General features: G+C 41.4%; 29 protein-coding genes and 2 pseudogenes. 19 read left to right on the top strand and 12 right to left on the bottom strand.

Going from position 1 to position 25533, the window contains the following annotated elements; all coding sequences use genetic code 11:
- The first annotated feature begins 17 nt into the window (after positions 1-17).
- From pxpB to BUC50_RS04750, 5 genes are read left to right on the top strand one after another with little or no spacing between them, the layout of a single operon-like run.
- Positions 18-785, top strand: a complete 768-nt coding sequence (gene pxpB / locus BUC50_RS04730) for a 5-oxoprolinase subunit PxpB (RefSeq protein WP_273015210.1) — start codon at positions 18-20, stop codon at positions 783-785.
- Positions 782-1861, top strand: coding sequence for a 5-oxoprolinase subunit C family protein (locus BUC50_RS04735; protein WP_273015209.1), 1080 nt, complete (start codon positions 782-784; stop codon positions 1859-1861). Before pxpB ends, BUC50_RS04735 begins: the two co-directional genes overlap by 4 nt.
- Before the next feature lie 23 nt (positions 1862-1884).
- Positions 1885-2658 carry a LamB/YcsF family protein gene (locus tag BUC50_RS04740; RefSeq protein ID WP_273015213.1) on the top strand — a complete coding sequence of 258 codons (774 nt, stop codon included), beginning with the start codon at positions 1885-1887 and terminating at the stop codon, positions 2656-2658.
- Positions 2655-3452 carry a putative hydro-lyase gene (locus BUC50_RS04745; RefSeq protein ID WP_273015208.1) on the top strand — a complete coding sequence of 266 codons (798 nt, stop codon included), beginning with the start codon at positions 2655-2657 and terminating at the stop codon, positions 3450-3452. The genes BUC50_RS04740 and BUC50_RS04745 overlap by 4 nt, the downstream gene beginning before the upstream one ends.
- 20 nt (positions 3453-3472) lie before the next feature.
- On the top strand, positions 3473-4114 hold the full coding sequence (locus BUC50_RS04750) for an L-fuculose-phosphate aldolase (RefSeq protein ID WP_273015207.1): 642 nt from the start codon (positions 3473-3475) through the stop codon (positions 4112-4114).
- Positions 4115-4157: 43 nt separating this feature from the next.
- Here the strand turns inward: BUC50_RS04750 and BUC50_RS04755 are convergent, their stop codons facing one another.
- From BUC50_RS04755 to BUC50_RS04795, 8 genes and pseudogenes are all read right to left on the bottom strand, one after another.
- Positions 4158-4511: an aldehyde ferredoxin oxidoreductase C-terminal domain-containing protein gene (locus tag BUC50_RS04755; RefSeq protein ID WP_041459314.1), complete on the bottom strand. Its 354-nt coding sequence runs from the start codon at positions 4509-4511 to the stop codon at positions 4158-4160.
- An 8-nt stretch (positions 4512-4519) separates the two neighbouring features.
- Positions 4520-5239, bottom strand: a complete 720-nt coding sequence (locus tag BUC50_RS04760; RefSeq protein WP_013047906.1) for a maleate cis-trans isomerase family protein — start codon at positions 5237-5239, stop codon at positions 4520-4522.
- Between the two features lie 10 nt (positions 5240-5249).
- The gene (locus BUC50_RS04765; protein ID WP_013047907.1) at positions 5250-6131 is read right to left on the bottom strand and encodes a polysaccharide deacetylase family protein; all 882 of its coding nucleotides are present in this window, start codon (positions 6129-6131) and stop codon (positions 5250-5252) included.
- Between the two features lie 70 nt (positions 6132-6201).
- Complete coding sequence (locus BUC50_RS04770) at positions 6202-6855, bottom strand: lactate utilization protein (RefSeq protein WP_013047908.1); 654 nt, start codon at positions 6853-6855, stop codon at positions 6202-6204.
- Positions 6856-6908: 53 nt separating this feature from the next.
- Complete coding sequence (locus tag BUC50_RS04775; protein WP_013047909.1) at positions 6909-7634, bottom strand: maleate cis-trans isomerase family protein; 726 nt, start codon at positions 7632-7634, stop codon at positions 6909-6911.
- A 28-nt stretch (positions 7635-7662) separates the two neighbouring features.
- Positions 7663-9620 (bottom strand): annotated as a pseudogene (locus BUC50_RS09645) (TRAP transporter permease).
- 50 nt (positions 9621-9670) lie between these two features.
- A complete protein-coding gene (locus BUC50_RS04790) occupies positions 9671-10651 on the bottom strand; it encodes a TAXI family TRAP transporter solute-binding subunit (protein ID WP_273015765.1) in 981 nt (326 codons plus the stop codon).
- Between the two features lie 40 nt (positions 10652-10691).
- Positions 10692-11600 (bottom strand): DUF6282 family protein, encoded by a 909-nt coding sequence (locus tag BUC50_RS04795; RefSeq protein ID WP_013047912.1) that lies wholly within the window; start codon positions 11598-11600, stop codon positions 10692-10694.
- A gap of 586 nt (positions 11601-12186) precedes the next feature.
- Between BUC50_RS04795 and BUC50_RS04800 the strand changes: the two are divergent.
- From BUC50_RS04800 to BUC50_RS04810, 3 genes and pseudogenes are all read left to right on the top strand, one after another.
- A pseudogene (locus BUC50_RS04800) lies at positions 12187-12741 on the top strand (IS256 family transposase); the annotation flags it as partial.
- Between the two features lie 4 nt (positions 12742-12745).
- Complete coding sequence (locus BUC50_RS04805) at positions 12746-12874, top strand: hypothetical protein (RefSeq protein WP_273015766.1); 129 nt, start codon at positions 12746-12748, stop codon at positions 12872-12874.
- Positions 12855-13322: a transposase gene (locus BUC50_RS04810; RefSeq protein ID WP_273015768.1), complete on the top strand. Its 468-nt coding sequence runs from the start codon at positions 12855-12857 to the stop codon at positions 13320-13322. Before BUC50_RS04805 ends, BUC50_RS04810 begins: the two co-directional genes overlap by 20 nt.
- A 265-nt stretch (positions 13323-13587) precedes the next feature.
- Here the strand turns inward: BUC50_RS04810 and BUC50_RS04815 are convergent, their stop codons facing one another.
- Entirely contained in the window at positions 13588-14250 is a 663-nt protein-coding gene (locus BUC50_RS04815) for a GntR family transcriptional regulator (protein ID WP_013047914.1), read from the bottom strand.
- A gap of 236 nt (positions 14251-14486) precedes the next feature.
- Between BUC50_RS04815 and BUC50_RS04820 the strand changes: the two genes are divergently transcribed.
- Genes BUC50_RS04820 through BUC50_RS04850 form a run of 8 tightly spaced genes read left to right on the top strand, consistent with a single transcriptional unit; the run spans position 14487 to position 20435 of the window.
- Positions 14487-15644, top strand: coding sequence for a 2-oxoacid:acceptor oxidoreductase subunit alpha (locus tag BUC50_RS04820; protein WP_286677201.1), 1158 nt, complete (start codon positions 14487-14489; stop codon positions 15642-15644).
- On the top strand, positions 15644-16459 hold the full coding sequence (locus tag BUC50_RS04825; RefSeq protein ID WP_273015367.1) for a thiamine pyrophosphate-dependent enzyme: 816 nt from the start codon (positions 15644-15646) through the stop codon (positions 16457-16459). Before BUC50_RS04820 ends, BUC50_RS04825 begins: the two co-directional genes overlap by 1 nt.
- Positions 16456-16734 carry a 2-oxoacid:acceptor oxidoreductase family protein gene (locus tag BUC50_RS09700; protein ID WP_273015366.1) on the top strand — a complete coding sequence of 93 codons (279 nt, stop codon included), beginning with the start codon at positions 16456-16458 and terminating at the stop codon, positions 16732-16734. Before BUC50_RS04825 ends, BUC50_RS09700 begins: the two co-directional genes overlap by 4 nt.
- Positions 16728-17021, top strand: a complete 294-nt coding sequence (locus tag BUC50_RS09705) for a 2-oxoacid:acceptor oxidoreductase family protein (protein WP_273015365.1) — start codon at positions 16728-16730, stop codon at positions 17019-17021. The genes BUC50_RS09700 and BUC50_RS09705 overlap by 7 nt, the downstream gene beginning before the upstream one ends.
- Entirely contained in the window at positions 17008-18141 is a 1134-nt protein-coding gene (locus BUC50_RS04835; protein WP_273015364.1) for a succinate--CoA ligase subunit beta, read from the top strand. Before BUC50_RS09705 ends, BUC50_RS04835 begins: the two co-directional genes overlap by 14 nt.
- Positions 18142-18143: 2 nt before the next feature.
- Entirely contained in the window at positions 18144-19010 is an 867-nt protein-coding gene (gene sucD / locus BUC50_RS04840) for a succinate--CoA ligase subunit alpha (protein ID WP_273015363.1), read from the top strand.
- A gap of 5 nt (positions 19011-19015) precedes the next feature.
- Entirely contained in the window at positions 19016-19216 is a 201-nt protein-coding gene (locus BUC50_RS04845; protein ID WP_013047920.1) for a 4Fe-4S dicluster domain-containing protein, read from the top strand.
- Positions 19217-19232: 16 nt separating this feature from the next.
- Positions 19233-20435 (top strand): pyridoxal phosphate-dependent aminotransferase, encoded by a 1203-nt coding sequence (locus BUC50_RS04850; RefSeq protein WP_286677202.1) that lies wholly within the window; start codon positions 19233-19235, stop codon positions 20433-20435.
- Between the two features lie 68 nt (positions 20436-20503).
- On the opposite strand, the gene BUC50_RS04855 is transcribed toward BUC50_RS04850, so the two are convergent.
- Positions 20504-21535: a homoserine dehydrogenase gene (locus BUC50_RS04855; protein WP_286677203.1), complete on the bottom strand. Its 1032-nt coding sequence runs from the start codon at positions 21533-21535 to the stop codon at positions 20504-20506.
- Between the two features lie 123 nt (positions 21536-21658).
- On the opposite strand from BUC50_RS04855, the gene BUC50_RS04860 reads away from it, so the two are divergent.
- From BUC50_RS04860 to BUC50_RS04870, 3 genes are all read left to right on the top strand, one after another.
- Entirely contained in the window at positions 21659-22171 is a 513-nt protein-coding gene (locus BUC50_RS04860; protein WP_013047923.1) for a YeeE/YedE thiosulfate transporter family protein, read from the top strand.
- Between the two features lie 6 nt (positions 22172-22177).
- Entirely contained in the window at positions 22178-22708 is a 531-nt protein-coding gene (locus BUC50_RS04865) for a DUF6691 family protein (RefSeq protein WP_013047924.1), read from the top strand.
- A 107-nt stretch (positions 22709-22815) separates the two neighbouring features.
- Positions 22816-23730 (top strand): DMT family transporter, encoded by a 915-nt coding sequence (locus BUC50_RS04870; protein WP_273312289.1) that lies wholly within the window; start codon positions 22816-22818, stop codon positions 23728-23730.
- Positions 23731-23774: 44 nt separating this feature from the next.
- Here BUC50_RS04870 and BUC50_RS04875 read toward each other — a convergent pair whose 3' ends face one another.
- Together BUC50_RS04875 and BUC50_RS04880 are read right to left on the bottom strand one after the other, a co-directional pair.
- Positions 23775-24173 (bottom strand): RidA family protein, encoded by a 399-nt coding sequence (locus BUC50_RS04875; RefSeq protein ID WP_273015359.1) that lies wholly within the window; start codon positions 24171-24173, stop codon positions 23775-23777.
- 386 nt (positions 24174-24559) lie between these two features.
- Positions 24560-25498 carry a YeiH family protein gene (locus BUC50_RS04880; protein ID WP_041459315.1) on the bottom strand — a complete coding sequence of 313 codons (939 nt, stop codon included), beginning with the start codon at positions 25496-25498 and terminating at the stop codon, positions 24560-24562.
- Positions 25499-25533: the final 35 nt, after the last annotated feature.

Here is a 25533-nt window from a genome sequence, read left to right on the forward strand (position 1 = left end):
TTTAGGAGCTGCCATCTTTGGAGGTGGGCTTGGTTTTGATAGAAAAACAATGGCCAAAAATACGATGTGCTGGAGATAGCTGCGTGGTTATAGAGTATGGCGATGCTATATCTTTAGATGTGAATGGAAGGGTTCAGGCTTTACGACGTACTCTAGAAAGTAAAAAAGTTTCAGGGTTGCGTGAACTTGTTCCCACATACTGTTCTCTTGCAGTATATTTCGACCCTCTTGCCATTGATCCTTTACGATTCTTTCCTCTTATAAATCGTCTAGCTAGTGAGGCCGAATCAGATTTTATAGGAGAAAAGGGAAGAGGTGTCATCATTCCTGTTTGTTATGGTTTCGAGTTTGGGCCGGACCTTCAAAATGTTATTCATCATTCAGGGTTATCAGAGGAAGAAGTGATTAAAAGACATTCTTCTGTGGATTATTACTGTTATATGCTTGGGTTTACTCCTGGATTTTCATATCTCGGCGGGATGGATGAATCTATCTCCACCCCTCGCCTTGTAGAGCCTCGAGAAAAAATCCCTGCAGGAAGTGTGGGAATAGCTGGAAGACAGACGGGGATTTATCCAATAGATAGTCCTGGTGGATGGCAACTTATCGGGCGAACGCCCTTACGAATGTTTGATGCTACACGAGAACCGCCCACATTAACTGATGGGGGGCTATGGATACGATTTCGACCAATTTCCCCTAACGAATATGCCCTTATAGAAGAACAGGTTTCCCATGGAGAATATACTCTCGAAATGTTTGATAAAGGAGAGGTTCCGGCATGAAGATAAAAGTTGCACAGCCGGGAATGCTTACCACAGTACAGGATATGGGCAGGTGGGGATTTCAGGGCAAGGGGATGCCTGTTGCGGGAGCAATGGACCTTTTTGCTTTGAAAAGCGGTAATGTTATGGTGGGGAACGAAGAAGGAGCAGCTTGTCTCGAAGTGACAGTTCTTGGTCCGACATTGACGGTAATAGAAGGAGAAGGTGCTGTTGTGGCAACAGGAGCCGACCTGGGTTTTTCCATTAACGGAATATCCTATCCCTGTAATAATGTTTTGAAAGTTGGCGAAGGGGACACCCTTTCTTTCAGCGGAATGAAAGGTAATGGTTGCCGTGCATATCTGGTTTTTTCAGGGGGTGTAGATGTTCCTGTCGTTATGGGAAGCCGTTCTACATATCTTAGGGCACAAATCGGAGGAGTAGACGGGCGGGCACTCGTAAAAGGTGATATTTTTATTACTGGCGAGCCTCATATCCTTTGGCGCCGTTTTGTAGATTTTCAGTGTCCTGTAGCAGTATTGCCTGAGCGGAGGACAGGTCGGCCATTACGAGTAGTACTTGGTCCTCAAGATGATGCTTTTTCACCTAAGGGGATAGAGACGTTTTTCTCAGAACCCTATAAAATTACCGAATCCGCTGATCGTATGGGATATCGTCTGAAAGGGGCAGTTATTGAACATTCTGGGGGGGCAGATATTATTTCAGATGCCATCCCTCTTGGTGCAGTCCAAGTTCCAGGTGATGGCCAGCCTATAGTGATGTTGGCAGATCGTCAAACAACTGGTGGATATACGAAAATCGCTGTTCTCTGTTCGCCTGACATTGCTGAAATTGCTCAATATCTTCCAGGCCAGGAAATCCGCTTTAAGCAGGTGTCTTTTGAAGAAGCTGTTTCTTTAGCAAAACAAGAATCTGACCAAATAATAAAACTTAGACAGTCTGTTGCTGCATGGATTACACGGATTGTTCCCCCGATGTCTGAGTGCGAAACAGAAATATTAATGACGTCTGGGACGTGGGAGCTTTCAGTGGATGGAGAAACTCATACAGTGAGTTGGGAGAGTCTTGATTGCTAATTTTTGAGAGAAGGGATGATTCCATGTTCTCTGTAGACTTAAACAGCGATTTGGGAGAAAGCTTTGGTGTGTATGTTCTGGGGCATGATGAAGATGTTATGAAAAGCATCACTTCCGCTAATATTGCATGCGGATTCCATGCTGGTGATCCTCAAGTGATGTTAAAGACAGTCCAGGAGGCTGTAGTAAAAGGCGTAGCAGTGGGAGCTCATCCAGGTTATCCGGATCTTATGGGATTTGGACGGAGAGAAATGGCTTGTTCTCCAGATGAAGTGTATGCCTATTGTCTTTATCAGATAGGGGCAATACAAGCTGCATGCAAGGTCTATGGAATACCTCTTCAGCATGTTAAGCCTCATGGCGCCATGTACAATCAGTCAGCTAAGAATCCAGCCCTGGCTGAAGCCGTAGCTCGTGCTGTTCGGGACGGAGGGGAAGGGCTAATACTTCTCGGTCTAGCTGGCACTTGTTTTGAAAAAGCAGCCAGTGAAGCAGAAATCCCCTTCGCTGTCGAAGCCTTTGCAGACAGGGCCTACCAGTCAGATGGCACTCTTGTTCCACGGAAGCAGCCAGGGGCGGTTATTCATGATATTGAACTGGCAGCAAGCCGGGTTGTCCGGATGGTTAAAGAAGGTGTTGTGGAGGCTATTGATGGAACACTTGTTCCCCTAAGGCCTCATTCTATATGTCTTCATGGAGACACTCAAGGGGCAGTGGCCATGGCTGCTGCTATTTGGGAGATTCTTGTTCAAGAGGGCATTTCGATTCAAAATATCAAGGAGGTTCTTGGGATATGAAAGGGGCAGATTTCTGCAGCTGCACTCCACAGGAAGTTCGCGAGCTGATTCGACAGGGGAAATATAACCTGCCAACTCCTGGTATGGCCAAGGGACATGTTCAGGCTAACCTCGTTATTTTACCGAAAGACTGGGCCTATGACTTTCTCGTTTTTGCTCAGCGTAATCCAAAACCTTGCCCAGTACTTGATGTGACAGAGCCAGGGGATCCGGAACCAAAGATGATCGCTCCAGGTGCCGATATCAGAACAGACATTCCTAAGTATAAGGTTTGGATCGATGGTCAGTGTGTTGATGAGCCAACAGACATAATAAAATACTGGAGAGACGACCTCGTGGGGTTTCTTCTAGGTTGCTCTTTTACGTTTGAAAGTGCACTGCTTGGTGCAGGCATTCCTGTTCGGCACATTGAGATAGGTTCGAATGTGCCGATGTATGTTACAAATATTCAGTGTAAATCAGCTGGGCGTTTGTCAGGCCCAATGGTGGTGAGTATGCGCCCAATTCCATATACACAGGTTCCCAAGGCTGTGCTGTCAACAGGTCGATTCCCTGCTGTGCATGGGGCGCCAGTTCATATAGGCAATCCAGCGGCTATTGGTATTAAAGACATTCATTCTCCAGAGTTTGGGGATGCTGTTCCTATATATGATAACGAAGTTCCAGTATTTTGGGCATGTGGAGTGACCCCTCAGGCAGCGCTTATGGCGAGCAAGCCTCCCTTTGCCATAACCCACGCGCCTGGTTATATGTTTGTTGCAGATTCGCTGGATTCATCCTATGCGGTGTTTTAAGTGAGAAACGGGGTATTACGATGAAACTTCAAGAAGAGCGGGAAGCGATAGTGGCATATTGTCAGAAAATGATTACTTCCAGACTGACAACTGGCACAGGGGGGAACATTAGTATTTGTAACAGGGCCAGGGGAGAAGTGGCCATGACCCCCACAGGTATTGATTATTTCGAAATGAAAGCTGCTGATGTTGTAATAATGAGCCTTTCCGGAGAGATAATAGAAGGAAATGTAAAACCTTCCAGCGAAGCGGAGATGCATCTTGCTTTGTATAAGAGAAGAGATGACATATCAGCTGTTGTTCACACCCATTCAGTGTTTGCCACAACAATTGCGTGTTTACGATGGGAACTTCCCCCAGTTCATTACCTTATTGGTTTTTCGGGTAAAAAAGTGCCTTTAGCATCCTATGCTACTTACGGAACTCCTGAACTTGCTCAAAATGTTGCGAAGGCTATCGGTAACTATAATGCTGTTCTTCTTGCCAATCACGGGCTGGTCGCAGTGGGAGAAACCCTTTCTCGAGCTTTTTCAACAGCAGAGGAAATAGAGCTTGTTTCAGAAATTTACTATCGGACGAAAAGTATTGGCGAACCAGTGATTCTTTCTGAAGAAGAGATGGAGAATGTTCTGCGCAAGTTTGGCAGTTATGGAAAACAATAGGGCGCCTCGTTAATAGCAGTTCTTTCTCTCTTTAATAATCTTATTAGTTGAACATTTTTGATGCGATTTGAGTTAACCCTAGTTCTTCCAGTTTTCCTTTCGTTGGTATCCCTTGTTCATCCCAGCCTTTAGCAGTGTAGATAAGATTTAGAAGACGACCTTGATCCACTACCTGTCCTTTTCCTGGGCCATTCATTGCAGGTTCTTTGCTGAATCTTTCGGGGAGATAGTCATCTTTCCTGGTGAAACCTTCTCGGATGTTAAAGAGCCTTTCTAAATTAAGAACCCGTTCGCTGACTTTAAAAAGATCTCTATATGAGTATTCAAGACCTGTAGCGCTGCAATGGTATAAACGGTCTCTCTCAATATTATTGACTTTGATCAGATCATTTAACAAGAGATAATTTATTTAATACCCTTCAACAAACTTCCGTGACCTAAAATCATCTCAGTTATATTAAGAGAGCGCAATGCATTCCATAAAAGAGCTTGATTAGAGCTTATTACGGGAATATTTAGATCAGTCTCAAGTTTTTCAATTATATTTAATGTTCTAAAATTAGTGCAACTTAGCACTAAAACATCTGGGCTTGTCCCAGTCAAAACTTGCTTGGCAAAATCATATATGGATTCAGATTCTATATATCCAGAACCGCCATGTTCGATTATGTTCATTCCTTCTATTTTGAGGACATTAAACCCGCATTCTTGAAAAAAAGATCGTTGCTTCTCGTTAACTTCTGGAATGTAAGGAGTAGCTACTACTATATTTTTAGCAGAAAAAACATGTAATGCATATACTAAGGATTGCATCGCAGTGACAGCTTTCTTTTTAGTTTTCATATATATACGATGTTGTAGCTCATTATCCCAAGTTAGACCTTTAATAAAACTACCACTTGTACAAGCGTAAAGGAAAATATCGGTTATATCTATAAGAGATTCTAAACATAAATCAAGGCTACTTTCCATGGAAGAAAGTTTCTCAAGTTTAGAACTACCTTTCATTAGCATTCTCGTAGTGAAAAAATCAATACCTATTGGCAAAATATGACGAAATTCCGGCTCCAACACTGTGTTAATACACGGAACCAACAACCCTAATCTAGCCCTCCATCCAAACATTATTTCACTCCTATCCTTTTTTAGAAAACCTTTTAACGAGTTTTGTTGGCGTTAAAGCCTTACCGTGAACGAGTGCAGTTTCTGTGAAATAGCGATAACGTTCTAACATTTCCCTGTTGCTCATGGAGTTGGTATGAAAAAGTGTATGCACAAATTGCGGCGTATTCTTTTTTTGTGCGCGGTCTAAAATAGCGTTCCATATCGAGAGGATAGATTTTAATGTGGAGAGGTCATAATCTATATAAAGATAGTCAGTGTTATCCGTTCCGCTACCGCTTGCACCTAAAGGGATAGAAAGTACAGAGCTTGTCTCTATTTCATTTTTAGGAGATACAAGATCATCTCCTTTTCCAAGATAGAAAGCAGAGAAAGGACAATTGCTCCAACTCGCATTCCGTTCTTTATTTTGAAAGCCTGGTGCTGGGGTCAAGTCAACATTAAGTCCGAGCTCTTCAAGATATGAAGTCAGAAAAGGAGCAAATCCATAAAGTCCTCCGCGATATCCCACTGGGTGCAGGTTTGCAGATTTAAGTCTATCAAATTGCCTATAAATAACCTTTTTCATATGTTGTTCGTTACTATTAAGTGTTCCTTTGGCGGCGATTTCTTCATGCGTGTGGATTAAGAGTTCACCACCTATTCTTTCCACTTGGTGCCAAATAGATAAGAAAGGTTCTTCTGTAAAAGAATCACGACAGTAGGTTCCTGTATGAATTGCTACAGCGAAATTTCCATTGTAAAGCTTTACCATCAGATCCAACATAACCTCTAATTCTTTTACACATAAATTAAGAGGCGGAGATTCATGGCTATAGTTTTTACGTGGATTCAATGGGCCAAATGCATTCCAACTTACATCTATGACAGGAATAAAATAAACCTTCTTTTGCATTAAACCGCCTCCTAGTTTATTAAAAGTATATATTAAACAAATTAAAATCTTTTTTACTTTATTGTTTCTACTAACAACCTAAAGTTTGGCCAACAAGAATTACATTGGCTTTCCTTCCTGTAGGAGGGGCTTCTTGTATGAGAAAAGCCTTGCATACTTTTTGTGAAGTCATACAGTTTACGCAATAGCCAACCTGTGCACAAGGAGAGTCTACGCCACGGCGAAGTGCACTTAAAACACAAGAACGATTACGAATTAAACTAAAAGCTGCTTCTAGATTATCAGCTACCTTGTTCATACTTATTACATAAATAAGTTCACCTATTCCCCATGACATTCCACTTATTCTGTTGCCAACCCCATCAACGTTAACAAGAATTCCGTTTCGTGTTACGGCGTTTGAGCTTGTCAAAAAATAATCGGCGCTGTTCTCTCTTATAAAAATCTTATTTTTCTCTTCAATAGTCAAAGGCATGTTCCAGTGTTCATAAATGGTACATCCCTTCTCTTTTAAAGCAGCTATTGCCCCAATTTCTCGTATAGTCACGCTTCCAGGAATTCCAACAGATGATCCATCTTGTATTAAATCACATATTAGTCGTAGGGCTTCCTCTTTTTGGTTAACATAAGTGGCGAGAAACCCTCTTTTTTTTAGAGAATTTACTACTGTTTCTCCAAGAATATGTAAAAACTTAAAACGAATATCATTGTATTTATTATTCATTTTTTTCTCCTGTTTTTTATTAACATAATCGCAAGTGAGTTTGAGAATAGAAACTAGATTATTTTTCGGTCAAACAAGGATCCAAAATCTTTATTATTTACGTTTATTTTAAGTTCATTTAAGACATTCCATAAAAGAGATTGATTTGTACTAATAACAGGAATTCCAAGATCTTTTTCTAATGTGTTAATTATCTTTACTGAAGGGATATCTGTAGCTAAAATGCAAAGCATCTTTGCCTCCTTAAGATCCATAGACCGTGCCGAACGATATATATCTATATTCGTAATGTTTGATAGTGTGGAAAAGTTAGAGATGCCTAAGCTGTGAACAGACACTACGTTAATTTTATCAGCTGCAAAGCGATTCAACCCTAACCTTAACATTTCACTTTCATAAGAGCAGAGAAGAGCTATATCATCTGTATTAAAACTACGAATAGCGCTAATAGTGGCACTCATGGCAGTTATGGCAGGTGATTTACTCCTTTTTCTAATATGGCTAGCATAACTTGCTTCCCAATCAGGATGTACAAAACTTGTTGACAAACAACCGTATAAAAAAGCGTTTACTCCGGTGATTGAAAGCTCTTCTGTTGCTCTTTCTACATTTGAAACAATATGTTGCAAGCCACTCACACTGGCGTAACCAGATCGGCTAGAAATCATTCTAGTGGTGTAGAGTGCGACTCCTGAAGGGGTTAGTAGGGCTAACTCAGGTTCTATTACAGTGTTATTTGTTGGTATCATTAAACCTAACCTTGCTCTCCAACCAAACATATTTAATTCACCTCTTTTGGTATCCTCGTTAATCCTTAAGAGACCTGCTTTTTGTATGAACTCGTATTTGAGGTAAGCTTGCTACTACAATTACAATGAAACCGATAATATCTGTTTGTAGACCAGGGAATATTAAAAGAACAGAGCCAGCGAAAAATAAAAGTCTAGGAATTGGCGAGATAGTTTTTATAAAGTACCCAGTACCAGCGATTGCCATAAAAACCACTCCAATTAAAGCTGTAAATACAGACAAAAGAAAGAAGAATGAGATACAACCTTTTGCGCAAAGTAAAACAGGGTTATATGTAAATAAGAAGGGAATTAGAAATCCAGGAGCTGCTATTAAAACCGATTTCCATGCTACGCCAAATGGTTTTGCGTTGGCGATTCCAGCGGCTGTATAGCATGCAATAGCTACCGGGGGAGTTATGTTAGAAAGACAAGAAAAATAAAAAACAAACATATGAGCAGCAAGAGGAATTGCTCCCATTTTTACTAGGGCAGGAGCTACTATCGTTCCAACGACAATATAGCAAGCAGTAGCGGGCAAACCCATACTTAATATAAGGGATGCGCAGGCAGTAAGTAGTAATGCAAAGAACAAATTGTTTCCTGCTAAACCGACTATATTATAAGTGATTACTTGTCCTATTCCTGTCATGGCAGAAACTCCAACAATGATTCCTGCGGCAATACATGCGATGATAGCGTTTATAGAAGAAAAAGCTCCATCCCTCAGACCATTAGTAAGGTTGGCTAAAGTAAACTTCTTTTTTTGGATAATAGCTGCAATGACAGTGGCAATCATCCCATAAAAGGCGGCATAGATAGGGGTATATCCGGAAAAAAGAGCCCAAATTATAACTCCTAATGGTAATAACAGTGTAAGTTTACGAGTGAAATTTTCAATAGGAGGTATTTCGCTTCTTTTTAACCCATATATGTTATGTTTTCTTGCATAAAAATGAACCCAAGAAAAAACAGAGACATAATAAAGAATTGCAGGAACCAACGCTGCTATCATGATAGTGTTATATGATGTTCCAAGATATTGGGCCATAATAAATGCTGCTGCTCCCATAATAGGGGGCATAACCATCCCCCAGTAGAGGCTACTGCTTCCACTGCGCCGGCAAACTCTGGGTTAAAACCAATTTTTTTCATCATCGGAATAGTAAAAGCTCCTGTAGTTGCTACATTTGCTGCTGCACTCCCGCTTATTGTTCCCATTAGTCCGCTTGAAATAGTTGCAACTTTTGCGGGGCCTCCCGCTGAAGCTCCTGCGATTTTATTTGCAAGATCCGTAAAAAATTCCCCAACGCCGCTTTCTGCTAGTAGAGAACCAAAAAGGATAAAAAGAAAAATGTAGCTTGAGGCTATTTGTGTAGTAATTCCATATATACCTTCATCAACAAGGTATATTCGTAAAAGGAATCTTTTTAAAGTAAAACCATAATGACCTAAAGGGCCAGGAATAAGGTGTCCCAAAAGAGCATAAAGAGCAAAAAAAGAGGGGATAACGACCATCCAGATACCTAAAGTTCTTCGCGCAGCTTCTAAGACAAGAAAAAAAGCTATCCCAGCCATTATATAATCACGAGTTTCTGCAGCAAGCATATTTATAGCAAATTGCTTCGCAGTAAAAGTAGTATAAAAACCCACTATAATCCCTAATATTGCAAGAAACCAGTCAAGGTAGTGCAGGTTTTTCTGTTTAAATTTTAAAGGTTTTGAAAGAAAAATTATAAAAAGAGTAAAAGCAAGAAAAACTCCGCTTTTTTCAATAGACGAAAGCATCCACCAACTATTTGTTAGGATTCCGAAAGCAGCGAATGCAATACAAGACCATTCAATTACTTTTTTTTCAATTAACTCAAGCGGATGTTTCCGTATAATGCTTAAATTGTTTCCAGCATTCTTAATCATGTAAAATGCCCCCATCCTCTTGTATGGAAGATTAGTGACTAGCTGAGATGTTTTTAACATATCATCTTCCACATACCAGCGGTATGTGGAAGATGATATTAAAGAGAGCGTTATTTTAAAAGCCCAACTTCCTTGTAATATCTAAGGGCTCCCGGATGGACAGGCACAGGCATACGATTAATGACGGTTGCAGGTTGTAGAAAAGAAGGATTATCATATCCGGAATACGCTGTTTTAAGCCAATCTGCGTTTTCGTGCATCGCTTTCACAAGGTTGTAAGCTACATCCTCTGGGAAATCATCACGAACAATCCAAAAACCAACATGTCCTATTGTTTCAACGTCGTGATCTAGCCCTTTATAAGATCCAGCGGGGATAGTCATAGGGGACATCCAAACATTTTGTTCCAGTATAGATTGAATTTCTTTCTCATTTAAAGAGTAAATTGTGACATCAGAACCAGGAGCTGCTAGAGCGTCTGATATAGGGGCTAGAGGTACTATCCCTATGCATATAGCAGCATCTGCAAGGCCGTTTCGTATTGCATCTATACCTTCGCTTTGTCCGATGTTGTTTGCTTTTATATCAGAGATATTTATTCCAAATACCTTGAAAATTCTTTCATGTGTAACGAATGTTCCACTTCCTACTCGACCGACAACAATTTTTTTGCCTTTCCACCCAGAAATACTTTCAAGGTTTGAGCTTTTTTTTACAACAAATTGATATGGCTGAGAAAAATTAGGAGAGAGAATCCTTAACTGGGGGTGGGGTTTACCTTGATAAGTTTCAATGCCTTCATAAGCATATTGAAGTATGTTACTTTGACAAGCAACGACGTTAGCTTCATTGCCCATAAGTAATGATACATTTTCTACTGATCCTGAGCTAGTAGATGCGGATGCGTTAGCCACGTCTTTTTCAGACCATAATTGAGCAAGAGCTATTCCGCCTGGATAATAGCTGCCACCGGTAGTGGCTGTGGCTATGTTTATTCTCATATTAGCGTTTGAGCGTAATGGGGTGATAAAAACAAACAACATGACAAGGAAGAAAAGAGTGACGGTGAATTTTGTTTTCACTTTACACATACAGTTCATCTCCTTATTTTGTTTTTAGCTTTTATAAAAATTAGTCTAATCCTAGAATCCTAGCAGGGTTTTTCTTAAGCATAATGTTAATAGACTCAACGGAAGCCCCAGCCTCAAGCAGTGCTTTTACATATCCTTTTAGACCACTAGTTGGGGTTGGAACTTTGAGTTGGCCGCAATCAGACCCAAAGACGACATTTTCTGGGCCAACAACATTTATGAGGTCCAGGTTTTCTTTGGGTGATATCAAATAACGTCCTTCATAAATATAAAGAGAGACATGCTCAATCAAAACTCCAAGATCTACAAGTTCCTTTTGTTCCGTAGGACTCCATGTCCAAAGTTCATTCAATTGGACATGTTGTAAAACAAGTTTATCGAGACCCATATCGTGTGCTTTTTTAAAAAGGGTAACTATTTCATTCTTAGACAAATGACCTGAGGCTATTGCGGCGTTATGTTCCTTTGCTAGAGTAAGCACTTCCATTGTTTCGTCCGTGAGAGTGCCATCTTCTTTTAATATATAAATTCCTTTTGTAGTTGCGTTTTCTTTCCCGTATTGGATTTGAATTTTCATGTGAAAATATTCGGGGCGGCCATATGTGTCAATATGATGTTGGGCCCATTGAGTAGGAAACCAAATATACTTCCCTCCCATGCGCATTGCAGCTTCCACAGAATAAGGATTTATTCCCCCTGAATATCTGTTCATACATATACCGCCGTAACATTCCATTCCAGTTGCCTTAGCAACTAAGGTTGCTCTATCCGATGTAATACCCTGATGATTTTTGAAACAAATTGCGCGCATGCCAGCTTCTTTTGCTTCAAGGGCGCTTTCTATAGAATCGCAGGTACGTGCAAAAAGACTTGGCCCCGTGTGTTGGTGGCAATCAATGGCTCCTTGAAAAATTTCATTGACAAACTCTTGACTGATTTCTTTGGTCATAATAACCCCTCCTGTTTTAGTTAGTTTGTATGATCTTTACATGCGTTTGAGCTTGTTTATAAAAACCCAAAAGGGTGTTTTAAGGAGAAGTCAAAATAATCATAAATATAAAATATTATATCTTATATACATTGCATTATACACGTATACATTGCATTATACACGAAGCAAAATATATTTACATTTTATTTTATGGGGATTATATCATCTCTAAAAAGATTTTCAAGAAAGATTTTTCTAAAATGAGTACTAACTTGCTTATGCTTTTCTGTATTAAATTTAATCCTATGGAGGGAATTCTGAATAGTTTATTACGATATAAGTAGTGCTTGAAATGATTGAGTCTCTATAATGCTGTAAATTTCACTGAGCTAAAGTGGGATGGAAAGAAAGGTTGGAAAAAGCCATCGGTTTTCGGTTAAAGTAAAGTCACCAACCAAACCGAAGGAGTGAATCACCGATGGCCGAAGTAAAGATAAACCTAAATAACCCGCTTGTCCAATCTCTTTTAACAGGAGATCTATCCGGGCTGGAGAATCTTGTTGGCAAAGTGCTTAATGCAGCTCTCTAAGAAAAGGCAAAAGAACTTATCGGCGCTGACAGATACGAAAGGACCGAAGACCGGAAAGCTTACAGGAATGGGTATCGCAGCAGATGGATAACCACACGGCTTGGTAAGATCCAGATACGGGTACCTCAGTTAAGGGGTGGTGAAATAGACATGGAGTCATTGAAACTTATGCCCAAGATGGAAAGATCCCTGGTCCTGTGCCTTATGGAGATGTACATAAACGGAGTAAGCACTCGCAAGGTCCGTAAAATAATGGAACCCCTGTGCGGAGAGAACATATCCAAAACAATGGTAAGCAGGCTCTGCAAGGAACTGGACCATGATATGCGGACCTGGAACGAGAGGGATCTTTCAGAAAGCGCCTACCCCTTCCTTCTTGCTGCCGCCCTTTACGTTTACGTAAGGGTGAGGTTCGGACATCAGGTCATAAAGCGCGTTCTTCTTGTAGCCGTTGGAATAGATGAAAGAGGTTACAGGCATATCCTTGGACTCACCGTGGCCGCGAAGGAAAGCGAGGATACGTGGTATGAGTTCTTCTCATCCCTGAGGGAGGAGGGAGCGTGGGCTTAACGGCGTGAAGTTCGTCATCTCCGATAAACACGAAGGACTGGTATCCGCAGCGGACAGGTCCTTTCCCCACCAGCAGCTGGCAGAGATGCCAGGTCCATTTCAGGAGGAACGTCATGGCCCATGTTCCGCCTAAAAGGATGAAGGAGGTGTCGGAAGACATAGATCGCATCTTCAATGCCTCCAATAGCAAGGATGCGCGAATCATCATAGAAGATGTGATGGATAAATACGAAGAAGACATTCCTGACGTTACCAGAATGCTTGACGAAGGAAGAGAGAACATTCTTGCCATTTACGTACTTCCAAAGAAATACTGGAAAAGATTCAGGAGCACCAACATGATAGAAAGGCTCAACGAGGAGATTCGTCGAAGGGAAAAGGTTGTTCGCATATTCCCTGACGATGGATCTGTTATGAGGCTTATAGGCTCGTTGCTCCTTGAAAAAGACGAGGAATGGAGTCCTGGAAGAATGTATCTGGACACGAGGGAATACAGGGAGAACATTCCGTTCCTGGAGAAAGCTCAGCGAAACAGTTGTCAAGCTACAGGCAAAGATTCCCCGATGATTCGGGGCGTATGAAACCATATTTAACCGAAAATAAATTTACAGCAGTATTGAGTCTTGACTCTTGAAACAAAAAAGGTTCTTAATATATGCAATAATTTCTTTAATAATTTTATGGAAGTAAGTTTTGTGGGATGCCTTATTTGTTAATGTAAATAATTTTAAAATCTTTTTTGTCTTTGTCTAAAATTCAAACATTCTGTATGCGGGTTGTGGAACAGCAAAATAATAAAGCTCGTACGAGCTTTATTATTTTGCTGCATTAAAAAGGTTGGATAGGCTACTCATTGTCAAAGAAAGGGGATTTCATAGTTCGCTTTTCGGCATTTTCAAGGTGCATTTTTACCCTTTGTTCTACAAGGTCAGGATTGTGATATTTTAGTGCTTCCACAATCGATAAATGTTCATAAGTAACGGGGACGATAACTTCTTCTGGGAAGGGCCCCTCTTCTGCGAAATATCGAATTCGCCTTGCGTTAATGCTCAGGTTATTTAGAGAGTTAATAATAAGATAGTTTTCTGTGTATTTCGAAAGAAGCGCATGAATAGCTAGGTCTGATTTTTTATATAATTCAAAATCACTTGGGTGTGCGAGTACTGTTTGCAAGGTAGACTCAAGAGCTTCAAGTTCTGCGTCTGAGCAATGGATAGCTGCATCTCGAGATGTATGGGCTTCAAGAAGTCTGCGAAACTCCCATGTATATTGGGCTAGTTTTTTACTGACTTGTGTTACAACCGCTCCTTTGTTTCTTTCGATACACACAAGCCCCATGCTTTCTAAGCGAAGTAGAGCTTCTCGCACAGGGGTTGTACTTACCCCCAGCTCACTTGCGAGTTTGTCTATTTGCATAAGTTCTCCAGGTTTGTATTCGTTGTTGACGATTTTTTCTTTAAGAGTTTCAAAAACTTGATCTCCAAGGGATTGAAATACTTTTATACCCATATTTTCCATCCTTCCATAGCATAATGATTTCACTAGGTGAACTTTTAATATACTTTCGTCTTTTTTGCAGTTGCTGTCAAGGGTAAGGAGGAAGGAAATGCAAAGTGCTTAAAATATTATCTGCAATGTATGTAATATATTTGACATTCAGCATTGCGCATGTTATTACTTATTTTACGTTATTTAAAAAAAAGGAAAATATTGTTTGCCAATATAAGTTGAAAGGAGCTTTGTCTATGGGAACTTCTGATGAAAATAAGCAGAGCAGAGTTTTATCAGGTGTCCACTTTATGCTAGGCAATTATGCGTGTGTAGAAGGCGCCTTGGCTGCAGGATGTGATTTTTTTGCTGGATATCCGATTACACCGGCCAATGAGATTTCGGAGAGAATGTCACAGCGTTTGCCGGCAGTTGGAGGGCACTTTCTGCAAGGGGAAGATGAATTATGCTCCATATATGCAATTTCAGGAGCCTCTTTAGCGGGCGCGAAGGCCATGACAGCCACTGCAAGTGCTGGCTACAACTATATGCAAGAGGGTATTGGGTATGCCGTAGCTATAGAAGCTCCTATTGTTATTGTAGATGTGCAGCGTTGCCGAGGAGAAAATTTTGCAACACAGGCAGATGTAATGCAGATGAGATGGGGTGTAAGCGGCGATCACGAAATGATCGTTCTTGCACCATCTTCAGTACAGGAACTTTTCGACTACACAGTTCGGGCCTTTAATTTAGCAGAACAGTACCGCACTCCAGTTGTTGTTATGTCAGAAACAACCATAGCTTTAATGAGAGAACGCCTTTCTATCCCTGAAGCGTCCGATATTCCCATAGTTCATAGAAAGAGAACAACTGCTTCCCCAGAAGAATATATGCCATTTAAAGCCGACCCCTTTGGAGTGCCAGATTTCGCCGAGCTGGGAGAAGGTTATCATACCATTTATTCTTTAAACCCCCATGATGAAAAAGGAAGTATCGATTGGGATCCAGATGTGTTCGAAAGACTTTACAAGAGAATCACTGGAAAAATCTGGGAGAACAGGCACTCTATATCTACAACTCAGACCTTTAATATGGGCGATGCTGATGTAGCCCTTATCGCTTACGGAAGTGAAGTTCGACCATGTCTCGATGCTATGGATCTTGCTCGTGAAAAAGGGATAAAGGTCGGTGTTCTTAAACTTGATGCTGTTTGGCCTGTTCCGGAAGAAGCGATACGGGATGTTGCCCAAAATGTGGGCACGGTTATTTCTGTTGAGATGAATATAGGTAAATATGCGAAGGAAATAGAGCGAGTGTGCGGCGGTCTTTGTAAAACAGCAAGAGCTACACGCAATAGGGGACTTATTCATTCTCCCCAGGAAATATTAGCCGTGATAGAGGAGGTCTGGGCATAATGCAGAAAAATCCTTTAAGAAAATACCTGCGCGAAGAAAAGCTGCCCCATATGTTTTGTCCAGGCTGTGGGTGTGGTCAAGTTCTGAATACTTTTCTGCAGGTAGTAGACGAGATGCAGATTGACCTTGACTCCACAGTTGCCATAGGTGGCGTTGGGTGTACTGCTCGCATTCCGGTTTATATTAAAACAGATATGCTGCATGGCGTTCATGGGAGGACGTTAGCCTGGGCAACGGGCATTAAACTACACAAACCTCAGACTCGTGTCATTATCTTTGCTGGTGATGGCGATGCAGCGGCAATCGGAGGCAATCATTTTATCCAGGCTGCTCGTAGAAACCTTGACGTTACAATGATTGTGGTAAACAACTTTAATTTTGCCATGACTGGAGGGCAAGTGGCTCCCATGACTCCAGCAGCAGCTGTCACGATGACGACCCCCTATGGAAGCGGAGAGCCACCCTTTGATTTGTGCAAGGTAGCGGAGGCCGCCGGGGCAACCTATGTGGCCCGTTCTGCAACCCCATTTCAGCCTCAAATGAAAAGTCTAATGAAATCAGCCCTTTCCCATAAAGGATTTGCCGTTCTTGAAATCTTATCTCAATGTCCTACCCACTTTGGTCGCTATGCGCTAAACACCGGTCAGCCTCAAAAAATATTCGAGTGGATACGATCTATTTGTGTCATGGCCAAAAAGGCAGAAAATATGAGTGAAGAAGAGCTGGAAGGAAAAACTGTTTTAGGGGAATTTGTAAATAAGCAGCGGCCTGTTTTTGAGGGAAGCTCTGTTTATCGAGAGGGGGTTCAGGCATGAAGCCTTTGAGCATCCGTTTATGCGGTTACGGCGGGCAGGGCATTATTCTTTCTGCCATTATTCTTGGAGAAACGGCGGTTACAAAACAGGGGCTCTATGCTGTCCAGACCCAATCTTATGGTTCTGAGGCGAGAGGGGGACAATGCCAATCAGAGTTAATTATTTCTGACACCCCTATTCGTACGCCCATTCAGGAAAAAAACGACATTCTTGTTGCACTCTTTCAAACAGCTTTTCTTTGTATGTGCCGGGGCTTAAGAAAGATGGTTTGCTAATTGTAGATAGTGAACTTGTACCAGATCTTTCAGGTGTTGGTTCTGAAGTATCTATCTATAAGATCCCCGCTACTGAGATAGCTATTGGCCTAGGTAATAAAATGGCAGCGAATATGGTGGTGCTAGGTTATCTTCAGGCTAAAACAAATCTTTTCACGAAAGAGCACCTTTTAGATGTGGTGAGAGATACTGTAAAACCGCGCTTTTGGGATCTTAACAAAAGAGCCGTAGAGGCTGGCGTTCAGTTTGCTTTAGATCCGGAGGACAAGGCTGATGAAACTCTATGAATTTCAGGGAAAAGAGCTTTTTGCCCGTTGTGGCATCCCTGTTCCTAAAAGAAGGCTCGTGCGATCTTTCGAAGATCTAGAAACCCTTGACGCTCCTCTCGTATTAAAATCTCAGGTTCTTTCTGGAGGACGAGGAAAAGCTGGTGGAGTGGTAGTATGTGATGACATTGCTTCTCTTGTCCAGGAAGGGAAAAGATTAATAGGATCAAGCCTCAAGGGAGAGAGAGTATTAGCTCTTCTTGCGGAGGAAAAGGTAGACATTTTACAAGAATACTACCTTTCATTCGTTATAGATGGAGAACTTAAGAAACCACTGATCATTGCCAGTGCCACTGGAGGCATGGAAATAGAGAAGGTAGCTGAAGAAGAGCCAGAAAAAATTTTGAAATTGTCTTTTGACCCTCTTGCGGGGCCTTCTGATTATCATTTCAGAAGAATTGCAGATTTCCTGAGTCTTCGTAACGAACTCAAGGATTTGCGTAAAGTCTTACGAGCCATGTATGCCCTGTTCAATCAGTATGATGCAAGTTTAATTGAGATTAATCCATTAGTGAAAACCTCCGCAGGACTTATTGCCCTCGACTCAAAGATCAATCTAGATGACGATGCTGAATTTCGTCAAAAAGAAATTTTCCAAGAGTTTCAGGAACAGCAAAATGTAATCCAACAAAACAACGCAAAAGCGAAAGATGAGGGTACCATTACCTATGTTCCTCTTGATGGGAATATCGGTATGATTTCAGACGGAGCTGGTACGGGGATGCTTTCTCTTGACCTTATTCGTGATTTTGGCGGGGAAGCCGCTGATTTTTGCGAAATGGGAGGCTTGACTAGCCCTGATGTGATGTATCAGGCTATGGAAACAGTGTTTAACAGGGCTACGAAAGAGCTAAAAAGTTTGCTGGTTATACTCATCGGTGGATTTAACAGAATGGATGAAATGGCAGAAGGCATTATTCGCTACAAAAATGATCATGGTCTTTCAGTGCCTCTTTTTGTGAGGTTATGTGGAACTATGGAGACAGAGGGTAAGAAAATGATGATAGACTCAGGCCTTCCAGTGTTTGATGACCTTGAAGAAGCTGTTGAAAAAGCTGTTATGGCAGCGGAGGGTGAATAGCCATGTCCGTTCTTATTAATGCAGATACTAAAGTGCTCGTTCAGGGAATAACAGGTCGCTCAGGAGCCCTTCAAACTCAAACTCTTATTGAATATGGGACCCGCATTGTGGCAGGAGTTACGCCAGGTAAAGGTGGAATGATAGTACACGATATACCTGTTTTTGATTTTGTCAGTGAAGCAGTTTCAAGGTATGGTGCCGACGCAGCTATTAGTTTTGTCCCGCCTGCTCTTGCCAAAGATGCTGCTTTTGAAATTATTGACAGCGCTATCCCTTTGCTTGTTCTTACGATGGAAGGTATTCCTCAAAAAGATGTGCTTGCAATTATCAGTTATGCATCAGCCCATAATACACGGATTATAGGCCCTGGAGCTGCCGGGTTGATCGCTCCAGGGAAGTGTAAGCTTGGCGCTCATCCTGCGCGAATGTTTAAAGAAGGACATGTAGGAGTTGTTTCTAAGAGTGGCGCCCTTTCGTATGAAATGGGGAAAACGTTGACAGAAGCGGGAATAGGACAGTCTACAGTGGTTGCTCTTGGTGGTGGCCCTATCTGGGGAACAACTCAAAAAGAAATAGTTGAGCTTTTTGAAAAGGATCCTGAAACAGAAATTATTTTGCTTCTAGGAGAAATTGGCGGGGCTACGGAGATTAAAGCAGCGGAATATATTGCTGAACACGTAACGAAACCGGTTGTTTCTCTTATTGTGGGAAGATCGGCTCCAGAAGGGAAATCTTTAGGCCACGCGGGGGCTATCATCAGAGGCAATAAAGGAACAGCTGCTTCAAAAATGAAAGCTCTTGCAAAGTCTGGCGTATATGTGGCACAAAATCCAAGAGAAGTTATTGAGATTATTCGCAAATTGAGGTGAAGCTTATGACCATACATATCGATAAAGATTTATGTAAGGGTTGCGGACTTTGTGTAGAGGCCTGCCCGACGAATGTTTATGCAATTACTGGCGAAACAAACCGTAAAGGCTTTGCTGTTGTAACGGCTGTTAATGCTGAGAAGTGCGTCAAATGCAGAATATGTGAGAAGACATGTCCCGACCTGGCTCTATATATTGAAGAATAGATGGAGGGGTAGAATAATGAGTAGAAAAGTTTTATCGGATCTTGTCGCTGGCATAGAACCATCTCCCACCGAAGAAACGTCTTTTCTGGCGAATAGCTTAAAACGCCAGGGTGTTGATGTTATCAGCTTTGCTCAGGGAGAGCCAGATTTTGATACCCCCGATTATATTAAGAATGCCGCTATAGAAGCTGTTCAAGAGGGATTCACCAAATATACTGATGTTCCAGGGATTCTTGAACTTAGAGAGGCTGTGGTGCAAAAACTAAAACGTCAGAATAATCTTGATTATGATGTTTTAGAAGTTCTTATAGGTAATGGTGGGAAACAGCTTCTTTACGAAGTTTTTGCTACATTGTGCGATCCAGGGGATGAAGTGGTTATACCTACACCTTGTTATGTGAGCTATGTAGATCAAATACGTTTAACAGGGGCCAACGCTGTTTTTATGCCTACTCAGGAAGAGAATAAGTTTCGCCCTCGCTTAGAAGAAGTACAAAAGATTTGGAACCCGAAGGTTAAAGTTTTTGTTTTGAACTCGCCTTGTAATCCCACAGGTGCTGTGTTTGAAGAAGAAGAGATGAGAAAAATAATGGATTTTCTCGTGGAAAAAGAAACTTTTGTAGTTACAGATGAAGTATATGAGTATTTACTTTATAACGGAGCGAAGCATACTAGCCCTGCGGCCTTGGATATACGGTATAAACCATGGTGCGTTCTTGTTAATAGTGTTTCTAAAACTTATGCAATGACTGGTTGGCGAGTAGGGTATGCGGCTGGGCCAAAAGAAATTATCAAGGGAATGAATGCTCTTCAGGGCCATGTAACAGGAAATGTGAACTCTATTGCCCAAAAGGCAGTGGTAGAGGCTCTTTCTGGCCCTCAGGAAGATATTGTTCTTATGGTAGGGGAATATGCGCAGCGTAAAGATTATATAGTTAATAGAATTAATTCTATCAATGGACTCTCATGTATCGACCCAGACGGTGCTTTTTATATTTTTGCCAATGTAAAAAAACTGATAGGCAAAACCTTTGGGAGGGAAAGAATCAAGAACGATAAAGATGTGGCAAAATTCTTTCTCAATGTCGCTCATGTGGCGGTAGTGCCAGGGGTAGCCTTTGGTTACGAAGGGTATGTGCGTTTTGTTTTTGCGAAGTCTCTCGACACCATTAAAGAAGGCCTCGATAGAATAGAAAAAGCCATACTCCGTCTTGAATAGCCCAGTGAAACACTCCTCTTACGAAGGAGGGAAACGTATTGTTTCCCTCCACTTTCTTTCTCTTAGTTTTAAACAAACGGGTATCCTTTATAAATATTAATAATATCTCGTAAAATAGAAGCAGCTGCGGGCTTAGTTCCCGATGCTCCTCCTATAACCGTAAGGTCTCCAAGAGTGTCGGTTATATAACGTACGGCCTTATTAGTACTATTCACGTTAAAGAGGGGGTGATCCTGGCTTAAAGCTTCAATTCCCACTGTAAGCGCTGTTCGGTTATTTCCTTTTTCAGCCTTTCCTATTAATTTAAGACGTTTTCCTTCTTTTTTCGCTTCCTGAATATGTTGGGGTGAAAGACGGGTTATTCCCTCAATGCGAATTTCTCTTAGTTTATGTTCTTCTTCCATAAGAATGTTGGTAAGTATGAGAAGTTTTGTTGCAGTATCCCAGCCTTCCACATCCAGTGAAGGGTCTGTTTCTGCTATGCCCATTTGTTGGGCCTGTTTCAATGCCTCTTCATAGCTGCAATCTCGTTCTTCCATTTCGCTGAGGATATAATTACTTGTTCCGTTAAGAATTCCTTCAATGGAAAGAATTTGGGCTCCTGCAAGATCAAAACGTCCTGCGTTAATAGTGGGCAAAGCTCCACCTGTTGTACAGCCTATCCCTAATTGCACGTGGCTTTTGGCGGCAAGGGTGCATAATTGTTTATAAGCTAAAAGAACGGGTCCCTTGTTGGCCGTTACTACATGAAAACCTCTTTCCAATGCTTTGCTGATATGGGTCAGTCCAGGCTCTCCCGTTTTATTGTTTGTGGGTGTCGTTTCTATTAATAAATCCACATCTCGCCGCATAATAAGGTTCTGAAAGGTTTCTTTACGAATACCTTCATCGGGAAACTCACAAAGCTCTCCTCCTTGGTGGACGTGTTCAATAAGACGCAGGGGGTCAATTCCCATAGGATTATAGATACCCCCCCTGCTGTTCATTACAGACTTAAGGATAAGTGTAAGGCCCATGCTCTTTAATATTTCATGCTTATCGTGTAAGAGCTCTATAAAAGCTTTTCCTACTCCTCCAAAACCAATAAGGGCAATGCGCATTTTAAACCTCCTTGGGAAAAAGTACTTTAAGATTAACACAAATACATACAATTTTCTTTTGATTATTTAGGAGATTATATTAAAATACATTGCAAGAGTAGAATAGAGAAGGGGGTAAATTAAATGCAGCGCAAAATGAGACCTATGAATCCTTATGTTGCAGGAAGTCTGGCAGGCCTTCTTTCAGTAGCTTCTACGTGGTTATCTGGGAAGTACTTTGGGGCTTCAACGTCCTTTGTCCGATCTGCTGGTTTTGTGGAGAAGACACTTGCATCAGAACACTTTTCTACAGTTGGCTATTTAGTTAAAAATGCTCCTAAGATTGACTGGCAGCTGATGTTTGTGGCAGGTATCTTTTTGGGAGCCCTTGTGAGTTCTTTAGTTTCGGGTACCTTTCGATTTCAATGGGTTCCAGATTCCTGGGAAGATCGCTTCGGGAAACGCATTTTCCCCCGGGCTATAATAGCTTTCTTTGGAGGTATTGTCGCTATGTTTGGGGCCCGACTGGCTGATGGGTGACCGAGTGGGCACGGGCTAAGCGGTTCGCTTCAGCTGGCGGTAAGCGGATTTATTGCTCTGGTTCTCTTTTTTGGCGCAGGAATGCTTGTGGCCCGCATCCTGTACGGAAGGGAGTGAAAATTCATGGAGCTGGATCTAATTTTTGGGCTTGTTACAGGTATCATATTTGGTATTTTGCTTCAGCGATCTGAAACTATTCGCTATGACAGGCAGCTTGGTGCTCTTCGCCTCCTCGATTTCACTATTCTTAAGTTCATGCTTTCTACGATTATTGTAGCCATGATTGGGACATATTTCCTTAGAGATTTAGGGGTTGTAAAGCTTTCAATAAAACCAACAATTTTAGGAGGAGTCATCCCTGGCGGTATTCTGTTTGGCATAGGCTGGGGGTTGTTGGGATATTGTCCGGGAACATCTTTAGGAGCTTTGGGGGAGGGGCGTTTTGATGCTCTATGGGGTATTTTAGGGATGGTAGCAGGCGCTGCCCTTTATGCCGAAGCCTACCCCTATATGGAGCAGACGCTTTTGACATGGGGTAACCTTGGGAAAATTACCGTTCCAGAAGTTATAGGTATTAACCATTGGATTGTAATTACGGTATTTCTATTAGGAGTTCTTTTATTTTTTCAGTGGAGTGAAAAGAAGGGGCTTTAAGCCCCTTCTTTTTTTATACCTTTCTGTTGATGATTCTCCATGATAGTGTATATTGTGATCATCGAAGGAATATTCTTCATTCTTAACATCGAATCAGAGGAGATCTCATGAAAAGGAATCCGGAAATACCATCCCCAACATCCATTACCTACTATAAAGGCTCTTTCTCAGTGCTTGCTTCCGCATCTCTTTTAGGATCAGTTGCTATTTTAGCCTTATTTGCCTACAAGGAAAATGTAAATGTGATGACCATGTTGTTGCTTCGTTTTTCTCTTTCCACGCTTTTTTTATTTCTCTTCTCAATTTGTAAAAAGGGTTATCAATGTGTTTGTGTTGAAAGAAAACAATTTTTACGTCTTTTCCTTTTAGGCGGAGTATTTTACGCCTTTTTCTGTTTTAGTTATTTTTCATCTATTCAGTACATCCCAGCGTCCTTAGCTGTCCTCATTTTTTATACATATCCAACGTTAGTTGCGATAGTTTCCTCTTTTATCAACAAGGAAAGAATTACTCGCATTGTTGTAATGTCTATTTTCCTGTCTTTTTTCGGGCTGTACTTTGTTTCGGGGCCTGGCTTGGCATCCGCGAATATAAAGGGACTTCTTTTAGCAGTATGCGCCTCTGTGTTTTATGCTGCCTATGTAATTTATGGTCATTCAGTAATGAAGGTAACTCCTTTTCATATAACAGTAGCTTATGTTTACCTGTGTGCCACTATTTTTTATGGCATTGGTGGATTATTGGCACAGAATGTGGTTTTGCCACGTACTTTTTCTGCCTGGTTTTATGTTTTTCTTGTGTCTTTCATTTCTGTTTGTGGATTTATTACTTTCTTCATAGGAGTTAAGCTTACTACTCCTACTGTTGCTTCTATTCTTAGCATGGTCGAACCCCTTGTGACTGTGCTTCTTTCAGTGATATTTTTTCAAGATCGACTGTCCCTTATGCAGGGCATAGGAGGGGGCCTTGTTCTTTTAGGGGCACTCCTCATCATTTTGAAAAATCGCATTGAAAAAAGATAGGTCTCAGAGAATCTTTTCCAAGACCTATCCCTTTTTATTGGTTTTTATTCTTCTGGCTCCGCTATGGCCGCTACGACTTCCATTTCAATATCAAGCCCATACTTAATGTCTAAGCCGCAGTAAATACCCCGTGCTGGTGGAGTGGTGTTTTCAAAATAGCGAGAATATACTTTGTTTACAGCGTCCCATTGATCGGTGCTGCGTATGAAAATAGTGGATTTCACTACATGCTCAAGGGAGGAGCCATTCGTTTCGAGAAGGGCCTTTATGTTGCGAATAACTAAATCTGTTTGTTCTTCCACAGAGCCTCTGAGGCATTCTCCTGTTTTAGGGTCTAAAGGAAGCTGCCCTGCTGTGAAAATGAGGTTGCCAATACGAACAGCTGGAGAATAAAAACCTTTTGGTGCAGGTGCATCTGGAGCATGTAAACGGACAGGTCTCATTGTGCATTCCTCCTTTATGCTAAAAAGTACCCCCATTTTATAAAATTTTTTTACGTTTATATAGCCCTGGCATGTATTGCAAAATCTGTCAAAAGGCGATGTGGGCAGTGTTTGTTAAAATTTGAATAGAGACCGCAAAGAGGAGTCATCAAGAAATTGTATGGAAAAAGTAACATTTTTAAAGAAAAGTATTGACAAGAACGGATATACTTTGTAAAGTGTTAAGTGTAGTAATTTTATAGGGTATAAGAGGTGTTTTTATGTCATTAGTCATTGTGGTTACGAGTTTCATGGTAATGCTTTTTTTAGGACTGGCTCTTGGACATCCAGAGAAAATGTAAAAAATAAGCCGGGCAGATTGGCCCGGCTTTTTATGTATTTGGAGATTAGAGACCAAGATGGATAAAACCTAATTTTATTACTGTAAGAGAAAGTAACGAGACGAGAACCCAGAGAGTAACAGCTTTCAACAAAGCACCTTTACCTATCTTTTTTAGGTCTTCTTTTGTTAATCCGGCGCCTACAAAAAAAAGGGTTCCCACCATGAGTTTTTTCCCTCCTAGTGCCAGCATATTCCAGCATCCATCTGCTTCTGGCATGAGAGAACGAATAAGTGCTGTGAGCAGAAAACCAAAAAGAAACCAGGGTATTGTAGCCTTACTCTGGTTTTTGTTGAGTTTGGCTCCCAAAAATGAAAGGGGAAGAATCCAAAGAGCGCGAGTAAGTTTTACCGTTGTTCCAATGACCAGGGCTTCGGTTCCATAGATGGCGGAAGCTCCAACCACACTGCTTGTATCGTGGATAGCAAGGGCGGCCCAAATACCAAAGTCGGTCTGGCTTAATTCCATAAAGTGTCCCGCATAGGGAAAGATCAGTAACGCAATTCCATTCAGTAAAAAGACAACAGCCATAGCCACGGCAGTCTGGGCCTGAGAAGCGCCAATTGCGGGAGACATGGCTGCGATTGCGCTTCCGCCGCATATGGCAGTTCCACTATTAATAAGTAAAGAAACATTATGTTCTACCTTGTAGAGTTTTCCAAGAAGCCATCCAAGCAACATGGTCGTAGAAATACTAAAAAATGTGATTCCCAGGGAAGTATAACCTACTTTTAGAATAACATTGAGTTGCAGCCCAAATCCCAAAAGGATGACGGCGAGCTGAAGTAAGTATTTTGAAAGTTTTCCCGTTATATTCTTCAAAGGGTTTCCCCAAATGAGAGCAATAATGCTGCCTACGCAGAGGGCTAGGGCAGGAGAGTTGAAAGTAAAAGTGAGAATGAGGCCGGTTGCAATCCAGAAAAATGGTGACTGAAGGACCATCATGAACTCCTTTGTTTAAATTTGTTGCAATGCAGTGT

It is taken from the genome of Aminobacterium sp. EBM-42 (assembly GCF_001896635.1).
GTDB lineage: Bacteria > Synergistota > Synergistia > Synergistales > Aminobacteriaceae > Aminobacterium > Aminobacterium colombiense.

Excerpts from the sequence above, each read along its gene's own strand:
- BUC50_RS04735 (WP_273015209.1), top strand. The coding sequence starts at position 782 with ATGAAGATAAAAGTTGCACAGCCGGGAATGCTTACCACAGTACAGGAT.
- BUC50_RS04740 (WP_273015213.1), top strand. The coding sequence starts at position 1,885 with ATGTTCTCTGTAGACTTAAACAGCGATTTGGGAGAAAGCTTTGGTGTG.
- BUC50_RS04745 (WP_273015208.1), top strand. The coding sequence starts at position 2,655 with ATGAAAGGGGCAGATTTCTGCAGCTGCACTCCACAGGAAGTTCGCGAG.
- BUC50_RS04750 (WP_273015207.1), top strand. The coding sequence starts at position 3,473 with ATGAAACTTCAAGAAGAGCGGGAAGCGATAGTGGCATATTGTCAGAAA.
- BUC50_RS04760 (WP_013047906.1), bottom strand. The coding sequence starts at position 5,239 with ATGTTTGGATGGAGGGCTAGATTAGGGTTGTTGGTTCCGTGTATTAAC.
- BUC50_RS04765 (WP_013047907.1), bottom strand. The coding sequence starts at position 6,131 with ATGCAAAAGAAGGTTTATTTTATTCCTGTCATAGATGTAAGTTGGAAT.
- BUC50_RS04770 (WP_013047908.1), bottom strand. The coding sequence starts at position 6,855 with ATGAATAATAAATACAATGATATTCGTTTTAAGTTTTTACATATTCTT.
- BUC50_RS04775 (WP_013047909.1), bottom strand. The coding sequence starts at position 7,634 with ATGTTTGGTTGGAGAGCAAGGTTAGGTTTAATGATACCAACAAATAAC.
- BUC50_RS04790 (WP_273015765.1), bottom strand. The coding sequence starts at position 10,651 with ATGTGTAAAGTGAAAACAAAATTCACCGTCACTCTTTTCTTCCTTGTC.
- BUC50_RS04795 (WP_013047912.1), bottom strand. The coding sequence starts at position 11,600 with ATGACCAAAGAAATCAGTCAAGAGTTTGTCAATGAAATTTTTCAAGGA.
- BUC50_RS04810 (WP_273015768.1), top strand. The coding sequence starts at position 12,855 with ATGGCCCATGTTCCGCCTAAAAGGATGAAGGAGGTGTCGGAAGACATA.
- BUC50_RS04815 (WP_013047914.1), bottom strand. The coding sequence starts at position 14,250 with ATGGGTATAAAAGTATTTCAATCCCTTGGAGATCAAGTTTTTGAAACT.
- BUC50_RS04820 (WP_286677201.1), top strand. The coding sequence starts at position 14,487 with ATGGGAACTTCTGATGAAAATAAGCAGAGCAGAGTTTTATCAGGTGTC.
- BUC50_RS04825 (WP_273015367.1), top strand. The coding sequence starts at position 15,644 with ATGCAGAAAAATCCTTTAAGAAAATACCTGCGCGAAGAAAAGCTGCCC.
- BUC50_RS09700 (WP_273015366.1), top strand. The coding sequence starts at position 16,456 with ATGAAGCCTTTGAGCATCCGTTTATGCGGTTACGGCGGGCAGGGCATT.
- BUC50_RS04835 (WP_273015364.1), top strand. The coding sequence starts at position 17,008 with ATGAAACTCTATGAATTTCAGGGAAAAGAGCTTTTTGCCCGTTGTGGC.
- sucD (WP_273015363.1), top strand. The coding sequence starts at position 18,144 with ATGTCCGTTCTTATTAATGCAGATACTAAAGTGCTCGTTCAGGGAATA.
- BUC50_RS04845 (WP_013047920.1), top strand. The coding sequence starts at position 19,016 with ATGACCATACATATCGATAAAGATTTATGTAAGGGTTGCGGACTTTGT.
- BUC50_RS04850 (WP_286677202.1), top strand. The coding sequence starts at position 19,233 with ATGAGTAGAAAAGTTTTATCGGATCTTGTCGCTGGCATAGAACCATCT.
- BUC50_RS04855 (WP_286677203.1), bottom strand. The coding sequence starts at position 21,535 with ATGCGCATTGCCCTTATTGGTTTTGGAGGAGTAGGAAAAGCTTTTATA.
- BUC50_RS04865 (WP_013047924.1), top strand. The coding sequence starts at position 22,178 with ATGGAGCTGGATCTAATTTTTGGGCTTGTTACAGGTATCATATTTGGT.
- BUC50_RS04870 (WP_273312289.1), top strand. The coding sequence starts at position 22,816 with ATGAAAAGGAATCCGGAAATACCATCCCCAACATCCATTACCTACTAT.
- BUC50_RS04875 (WP_273015359.1), bottom strand. The coding sequence starts at position 24,173 with ATGAGACCTGTCCGTTTACATGCTCCAGATGCACCTGCACCAAAAGGT.
- BUC50_RS04880 (WP_041459315.1), bottom strand. The coding sequence starts at position 25,498 with ATGATGGTCCTTCAGTCACCATTTTTCTGGATTGCAACCGGCCTCATT.